The organism is Wolbachia endosymbiont of Madathamugadia hiepei (assembly GCF_013366855.1).
GTDB lineage: Bacteria > Pseudomonadota > Alphaproteobacteria > Rickettsiales > Anaplasmataceae > Wolbachia.
Genome location: NZ_WQMP01000046.1, coordinates 1 through 6,934, shown reverse-complemented (window position 1 = coordinate 6,934; position 6,934 = coordinate 1). Strand labels below are relative to the sequence as shown.

Sequence of the window (6,934 nt, the reverse complement as noted above, 5' to 3'; positions counted from 1 at the left end):
TCCTGTAATTGGCATATATTTTAGGTAAAAGCCTACACTGGCAGCCACTTTTGGCCATGTACCACACTGTTTCCACAAATATTCTCAATTTGGTAATTTCTCTATTTGTAGCTAAGTTAAACTACCAGTTTTTGCTACATCTTTCCTTATTTTTTCATGACAAACTTTTTTCACAGAGACTAGTGGATCGGAGAAGGAAGGTGAAGCAAAGAGCGTTCGGAATAAGGCTATAGTAATAAAAATGCTTCAAAGTGAAGGGCAACGTTCCGCTATAAAAGAATTAATAAAGGACGGGACCATTCAAAATTTTTCAGAAGATGAGATGAAAAGGCTTATAGAAAAAGGTCTTAGTACTCACGAAGCTGATAAGAAAGCACTTGAGAAGCTTATGAATGATTTTCTACCTAAAATTATGGCCATTGGTGAAGGTAAAATAGGGGAAGTAGAGAAAAAAGTTAATGATAAAGTGAAAGAAATGTTTCCACCTACTGAAATGGAGCCACAAGCCATGAACAAGTAGGAGATCTAGGAAAAGCACCAAAACGATAGCTTTCTAAATTTCAGTATTAAGGCTTCAATTACCCGTTTCGTAGTATTTTTCAACCAATTTATTAAGCAACCTTATACCAAAACCCACCGCTCCTTTTGGAGAAATATCAGTGCCTTTTTCATGCCAAGCCGTGCCTGCAATGTCTAAATGTGCCCAGTAAGTTTCATTCACAAAACGCTGTAAAAATTGTGCGGCCATTATGCTATCCCCGCCAGAACCTGCAGGAGCAATGTTTTGGACATCAGCAAGCGGCGAATCGATAATTTTATCGTAAGTCTCATTCATAGGAAAACGCCACAACTTCTCGTTTACTTCATTTCCTACATCAATAAGACGGTTTGCTAATTCATCATTATTGGAAAAAAGACCAGCATATTCGTTATTCCCAAGCGCAACCACTATAGCGCCAGTTAAAGTTGCAAGGTCAACCATAAACTTAGGTGAAAACCTGTCCTGCGTATACCACAAAGCATCTGCAAGTATGAGCCTTCCTTCTGCATCGGTGTTTAACACTTCTATTGTCTGCCCAGACATCGAAGTTACTACATCACTTGGTCTTTGAGCATTACCGTCCACTGCATTTTCTGCAAGCGCAACCACACCGACCGCATTTACCTTTGCTTTTCGTCCAGCTAGAGTACGCATCACCCCAACCACAGTAGCAGAACCTGCCATGTCATATTTCATTAACTCCATGCCACGCGAAGGCTTGAGTGACACTCCACCAGTATCAAACGTTATACCTTTACCCACAAAAGCTACAGGCTTTTGTTCCTTGGAAGCTCCATTCCATTTGATCACTACTAGTTTTGGCTCTTTACTACTTCCTTTTGCTACCCCAAGCAATGCTCCCATTTTTTTCTTTTCCATTTGCTTCTTATCAAGCACTTCGATTTCAAGACCAAGCTTAGTAAGTTCGGTTTTTATATAATCAGCATAGGATTCTGGATATAAAACATTAGGTGGTTCAGTGGTAAGAGCACGTGCAAGAAATATGCCTTCACCTTCTTGTCTTAAATGCTCAAATGATTTTTCAGCACTACTGAATTGCTCATCTTTCGCTAGCACTGTGATCTCCTCTACTTCTGTAACTTTTTCATCCTTTTTGGTTTTATACTTATCAAACTTAAAACTACGCAGAAATGTGCCGTATGCAACATTTGCTGCATTGCCTTTGATTGAGATTGCCGCTCGCTTGATTTTTAATCTTCTTAGTTCGCAATATATTTTTCCGCCAATACTTAATTCTTTGTTTTCATCCCATTCCTCTCTCTTGCCAAGTCCAGCAACTACAATATTCTTTCCCTCTGATGAGGTAATGGAGAAAAATTCACCAAAGCCTCCATTGAAATCACTAAATCTTTTGATGTTATCTATAATTTGCTTATCTTGTAAAACCTTAACGTTACTTATAAATTCATCATTTTCAAACAAACCTACTACTAGCGTTTCAAAATCAGGTAAAGCCTTAGAAATCGTTATCTTCATCGTTGACATCTCCGTTGCAAATAATTGTAAGCTGCACATAAAACATAGTAAAAACATTAGTAAGATGTTTTTCATATACATTTTAAGTACAATAGCGCTTAAGACTACTATGAACTCCCCTGATATGCAAGGATTTTATCTTTTATCAGAAAATTTGTTATACCCGCCTAAGGTAATATTAAATGTGTAGGTCTTAATGGCACGATCATTATAAGTAAATGGTGCTATCAGAAGGCTTGCAAGCCCATTATCAATAAGATCCCCGAGAACAGAATCAGCACAGTTGTCGCAATTATGGTCGGCAAAGAGCATTTGTGTTGTGAACTCTGGGAAATCTGGATGTTGAACCAAAAAGTTGATGTGTGGAGCCCTATCACCGATCTTACCAGGTACTATTGTGATAAAATTATAATAGCCAAGGTTATTGACTATAAACCTTCCTGATCCGGTAAAATTTGGATCAAGCTTATCATTCTCCACATTTTCATCATAATGATTTACGCCGCGTGAATTCGCGTGCCATATAGAAACCACAGCATTTTGTATTGGCAAACAGTTTACATCAGTAACTCTACCCACTATGCTTATCAATTCTCCTGCTGCACTACTTGGAGAGCCAGGTTTTCTTCTTAAATTATTTGAAGAGCTAAAGCTTTTTGGTTTTGCATCAAGATCATAAATCTCTGGAGTTTCAATACAGTTGAGCAAAATAGGATCGGCCGCAAATGATGACAACCCAAACACAGCCTGTATTAAAAGCGCTAATAAGATATTTTTCACTTTCATCTCGTTTATAATGCCTGCACTTGGATTATAGCGGTTTTTTTCTTTTGTTGAAAGATGTTGCTATTCCACATCAAGAACAACCATTAGCTCCTTAGGGCTCACATAACCCAGAGCATTTTTTGCTTGTTCATCAAGCAGATCCAAATCCAAACTTTTTTCATATAAGCCAAACACTTTATTACTCAACTTTTCCCTTTCAAAAGATATATTCTTTAGCAAAAGTTTATTGTACTCTATCTCTTTTTTTAAATCCACTAATGCTGATAAGCCATGTTTACCCGTAATTGTACTAATACTAAAATATAGCGTAAGAGAAGAAATGAACAAAGCTGTACTTAAGTACAGTAACTTCTTCTTATTCCTAAATACAAACACCATACTTTTACATATAAGAAACTAAAAAACGTATAACATGAAAAAGTGAACAAAAAACTAAGCACCCTAGTTACAGCTTAGAACCCTTTTGCTGCAAGCCAAACCCGGATATACAAATGACACTGCATCCTGGTCACTGTTTGTCTCAAGGCAACCAATAAGCCTCTTGCATAACCAACTTATGGTTGATACTCAAGAACCCTGGCGGGCTTTACACCTTGGCTTTACTTTATTTATAACGTAAATTTTACCACTCCTTCTCACAACTTTACAGTTTTTATCTCTGCTGCGATGGGACTTTAGTGAGCCTTTAACTTTCATAACTATAGCGAAAACCAAATTATCTCATATTATGGCTACTTACAAAGAATTAGTCAATTGATAAATTTATCACATTCTATTAAAATATTGTATAATCGTTGCTGACACTTCTTCGATCGACTTTTGTGTTACATCTATAATTGGCCAATTGTTTTGTTTAAAAAGTTCCTCTGCTTTTTTAATTTCCTTTTCTACTTTCTTAGGTTCAGCGTATACATTATTATTTTCGTTGTTAATTGAAGTAAGTCTATTTTTGCGTATTTCCACCAGCCTACTTGCATCTATTGTTAGCCCTATTGTCAGCTTGTTCTCTAACTTTGTTAAGTCAACATAAAAGGGTATCTCACTAACAAAGGGAATATTTGCAACCCTATAGCCCCGATAAGCTAAATACATACTGGTAGGAGACTTTGATGTACGCGAAACCCCAATCAAGATTATGTCTGCCTTATCAATATCTTGAATATTTTGTCCGTCATCATGATTAATAGTGTAGTTTATTGCCTCAATGCGCTGAAAATACTCACTATTTATCTCAGCATGCAAGTCAAGCTTTTCGTCTTTTTCAATTTCAAGATAAGAAGAAATTTCTCTAATGATATGTGATAATATTGCTCGATAGGGAATTTCCAATTTTATACAGTTATCTTTTAAATATTTTCTTAGTTCATCATCAGTAATAGTGCATATAACAAAGTGATGCTCATCACTTTTCTGATTGATTTCCTCCAAAATTCTATCAATTTGTTCTTCTTTTTTCACAAAAGACCAAACATATTCAATTGTTTCTACAGAACGAAAGTGTTTCAGAGCTGATTTTGCAACTGATATAACAGTTTCACCGCTTGAATCTGATACTAAGTGTAGATTGAGCTTTTTAAAGGTCATATTTTATATAGTATTATACTATATAATAGTACGGACTCAAGCAACCTGCTACTGAAATTGCACAAACATTGTGATTTTAGGGCCAGTTATGTGTTATCCAAGTAGAACACATCATAAATTCGCCTAAACCTCCAGTTGTAGGCAAAAAGTACTCTTTATTAATTTATCTTATTACCAGCGAGATTTGGTATAGAATAGAAAATTAGATAGATTTTGCAGTGCGATACAAAATAACGATAGAGTATAACGGTAGTAGTTTCTCTGGCTGGCAGAAACAGCAACATTCTGCTAACTCAATCCAGGAGACCATAGAAAACGCTATATTTAATTTCAGTGGTGAGAAAGTCACTTTATACTGCGGTGGCAGGACTGATGCAGGAGTTCATGCTTTAGGACAAGTTGCTCATTTTGATATGGAGAGGGAATGTGAGCTTTACAGAATAAGGAACGCAATAAATTATCACTTAAAATCAATTCCTATAGTCGTGCTCAATGCAGAAGTTGTAGATGATGAGTTTCACGCGCGATTCTCAGCAAAAAAAAGACACTATGAGTATAGAATAATTAACCGCTATGCTACTGCAGCTTTGGAAGCTGGTTATGTATGGCAAGTATTTAACCCACTTGACGTAAACATCATGTGCGAAGCGGCTAAACATCTGCTTGGAAAGCACAACCTTTCAAGTTTCCGCTCAAAAGACTGTCAAGCTGCAAATCCAGTAAGAACGATTGATGATATCGAGATAGTACAAAATGGGAGTCATATATACATCAAAATATCCGCTATTTCTTTTTTACATAATCAAGTGAGGATCATTGTCGGCACTTTGGTTGAATTTGGAAAAAATAAAACTAATCCACAAGAAATGCTAAATATATTAAACCAACGCAAAAGAAATGCTGCTGGAGTTACTGCACCACCTTGCGGTTTGTATTTGGTAAAGATAGATTACTAGCTTAAGTCCTCATTGGCATTACTATATATAATGCATTTGGATCATCTTCATCAGTGATAATTGTAGCACCATTGCCATCCGATAAGCTAAACTTACACTTGTTTTTTATGCAGGACAAAACATCAAGCAAATAACGTGAGTTAAATCCTATTTCCGTAGGAGCTTTATTATAATCTACCTCTATAGATTCAGTTGCATCACTGCACTCTTGAGAGTTTGAGTTTAGAGTTAATAATTTTTCTTGTAACGCAAACCTAATGGATTTTATTTTATCGGACACAACAACGGAAACCCGATCTATAACGCTAGCTAGCTCACTGCCCTCAACAATCATTTGTTTATCCTGAGATGCCGGAATAACAGTTTTATAATCTGGAAAAGTTCCATCTATTAATTTTGATATTAGAATATACTCACCACATGTGAATTTGATTTTTCTATCTGAGAGCTTTATATTAATTTCATTACAATCATCCAATACTTTCAGCAGCTCCATGACAGTTTTACGTGGAATTATCACACCAAACTCGCCGTTGATATTTTCAGGTTTAGGCCTCTTTATACGTGATAAACGGTGACCATCGGTTGCAACGCAGTACAGAAATTGCTCATCTGTATGCAAGTATACCCCATTTAAATTATATCTTGTATCATCTAGTGATACAGCAAACTTCGTTTTAGTTAATAAGTCTACCAAATCTGCACTCAGCAGAGTAAAATCATATTTATGATCCCCTTCTTCGAGGACAGGAAAGTTATTTGAAACTACATTCGATAGAGAAAAATTTGCATTTCCACAGGATATCAATAATTTCCCTTGATCATTCATTTCGAAGTTAATATCCAAATCAGTTGGCAACTTCTTTACTATGTCGTGCAAAGTATGTGCTGAGATTTTTACTTCTCCTTCCGCTGACACATTTGCAGCAAGTGAGGCAAATATTGAAATGTCAAGATCAGTAGCCCTTAATTTTATGCTACCACGTTGTGCTTTAATATTTATACATGCTAAAACATCTATCGCGTTACGCCTTTCAACCACCCCGCTCACTCTTGATAGTGTATTTAAAAGACTTGCGCGGCTCACGCTAAAACACATTTTCTCACAAACAGCTTGCTCTTTGGTTTCTACACCTGCAACCTCTGACATATCAATTCTCAAAAATATATTTCAAATGATATCCACATTCTACGTAAAGTAAAGTGCTATTTTACTGGCAAACGGTGCTCGTTGTATATTCACGTACAAACATTTTTAAGCATAGGCCCAGCGGGCCTATGTGCATGGGATGGTTAAAGGATCGAACAATAGGACCACAACCTCCGGTGTTGCTTAACGTTTTGATTGTTAAGATTTCTACTTGGTACACTACTTTCTGCAAACTTTTCAAATGCCTGTACCTTTAACGCTAACTATGGATTAGCCGATAAAGAAAGAGCTGGAAATAGAGGGCTTTTTGGGTTGCATGGAATATGAAAAAGCGTAGAAAAAATGTGAACTAAAAAGTTAATAGGAGATCTATGGCGAGTATGTTCAATTTCTAATCTGTTTTTCAGGTAACCAAAAACC

Annotated in this window: 8 protein-coding genes and 1 pseudogene; 2 read left to right on the top strand and 7 right to left on the bottom strand. The window is 36.3% G+C overall.

All coding sequences use genetic code 11. From position 1 onward, the window contains the following. Positions 1–241: 241 nt before the first annotated feature. A complete protein-coding gene (locus tag GO685_RS02505) occupies positions 242–520 on the top strand; it encodes a hypothetical protein (protein ID WP_175937436.1) in 279 nt (92 codons plus the stop codon). Between the two features lie 54 nt (positions 521–574). Here the strand turns inward: GO685_RS02505 and GO685_RS02500 are convergent, their stop codons facing one another. From GO685_RS02500 to GO685_RS02480, 5 genes are all read right to left on the bottom strand, one after another. Continuing rightward, positions 575–2,077 carry a leucyl aminopeptidase gene (locus GO685_RS02500; RefSeq protein ID WP_175937435.1) on the bottom strand — a complete coding sequence of 501 codons (1,503 nt, stop codon included), beginning with the start codon at positions 2,075–2,077 and terminating at the stop codon, positions 575–577. Positions 2,078–2,173: 96 nt separating this feature from the next. Continuing rightward, positions 2,174–2,824: a protocatechuate 3,4-dioxygenase gene (locus tag GO685_RS02495; protein ID WP_175937434.1), complete on the bottom strand. Its 651-nt coding sequence runs from the start codon at positions 2,822–2,824 to the stop codon at positions 2,174–2,176. Positions 2,825–2,884: 60 nt separating this feature from the next. Next, positions 2,885–3,151 carry an FtsB family cell division protein gene (locus GO685_RS02490; RefSeq protein ID WP_246226362.1) on the bottom strand — a complete coding sequence of 89 codons (267 nt, stop codon included), beginning with the start codon at positions 3,149–3,151 and terminating at the stop codon, positions 2,885–2,887. 240 nt (positions 3,152–3,391) lie between these two features. After that, positions 3,392–3,520, bottom strand: a complete 129-nt coding sequence (gene ykgO / locus GO685_RS02485) for a type B 50S ribosomal protein L36 (protein WP_084221196.1) — start codon at positions 3,518–3,520, stop codon at positions 3,392–3,394. Positions 3,521–3,589: 69 nt separating this feature from the next. Next, positions 3,590–4,408: a pyruvate, water dikinase regulatory protein gene (locus GO685_RS02480; protein ID WP_175937433.1), complete on the bottom strand. Its 819-nt coding sequence runs from the start codon at positions 4,406–4,408 to the stop codon at positions 3,590–3,592. A gap of 218 nt (positions 4,409–4,626) precedes the next feature. Between GO685_RS02480 and truA the strand changes: the two genes are divergently transcribed. Then, on the top strand, positions 4,627–5,364 hold the full coding sequence (gene truA, locus GO685_RS02475; protein WP_175937432.1) for a tRNA pseudouridine(38-40) synthase TruA: 738 nt from the start codon (positions 4,627–4,629) through the stop codon (positions 5,362–5,364). 1 nt (position 5,365) lies between these two features. On the opposite strand, the gene dnaN is transcribed toward truA, so the two are convergent. Together dnaN and GO685_RS02465 are read right to left on the bottom strand one after the other, a co-directional pair. Next, complete coding sequence (gene dnaN, locus GO685_RS02470) at positions 5,366–6,514, bottom strand: DNA polymerase III subunit beta (RefSeq protein ID WP_175937431.1); 1,149 nt, start codon at positions 6,512–6,514, stop codon at positions 5,366–5,368. A gap of 270 nt (positions 6,515–6,784) precedes the next feature. Further along, positions 6,785–6,934 (bottom strand): annotated as a pseudogene (locus GO685_RS02465) (IS982 family transposase); the annotation flags it as partial.